The following is a 634-nucleotide window of genomic DNA, read 5'->3' as shown; positions in this document are numbered from 1 at the left end:
GTGTCACCGCTCACCCGCCGCCCGCCTCACCGCCCGACACCACTCGCCTCACCGCGCGGTGACGGTTGCGTGCACGGGTGCACCGCGCCCGCCCCGCCCGCGTCCCAGAAGACGAACAGGACGCCGACGACCGCGGCGGCACCACCGTCCCGGCACCGACCGTCCGGGAACCGCACGGGTGAGGAGAACCACCAGTGGACACAGCGGGGGACACCACCGGAACCACCGCCGACATCGGGAACGCCGACGGGCCCGCCCGGCCGGACGCGCGCGCGGCCTCCTGGGACCTGCCGGCCCTGCCCGCCGCCGCCGCGGCGGCGCGCGCCCTGACCGCGGCCGCGCTGCACGACTGGCGCGTCGCCGACCCCGACGACGCCGACGACGTCGTCCTCATCGTCGACGAACTCGTCACCAACGCCGTCCTGCACGGCACCGGACCCGTCCGCCTGCGCCTGCGCCTCACCGGCCGCCGCCTCACCGGCGAGGTCACCGACGGCCGCTCCGCCGCGCCCCCGCCCCCGCCCGCCGACGTCCCCATCTGGGACGAAGCCGGACGCGGCCTCCTCCTCGTCGCCGCACTCGCCACCGAATACGGCACCCGCGCCCACGGCGACACCGACGGGGGAGGGAAGAC

Annotated in this window: 1 protein-coding gene; it reads left to right on the top strand. The window is 77.6% G+C overall.

All coding sequences use genetic code 11. The features are described 5' to 3' along the window. Positions 1 to 194: 194 nt before the first annotated feature. Positions 195 to 634, top strand: a 440-nt coding sequence (locus tag DMH08_RS39775; RefSeq protein WP_148108682.1) for an ATP-binding protein, incomplete at its 3' end; no start/stop codon positions are given.

It is taken from the genome of Actinomadura sp. WAC 06369, from assembly GCF_003947565.1.
GTDB lineage: Bacteria > Actinomycetota > Actinomycetes > Streptosporangiales > Streptosporangiaceae > Spirillospora > Spirillospora rifamycini.
Note: the sequence above shows the minus strand (reverse complement) of the source record. Positions and strands in the feature narration are given on the sequence as shown.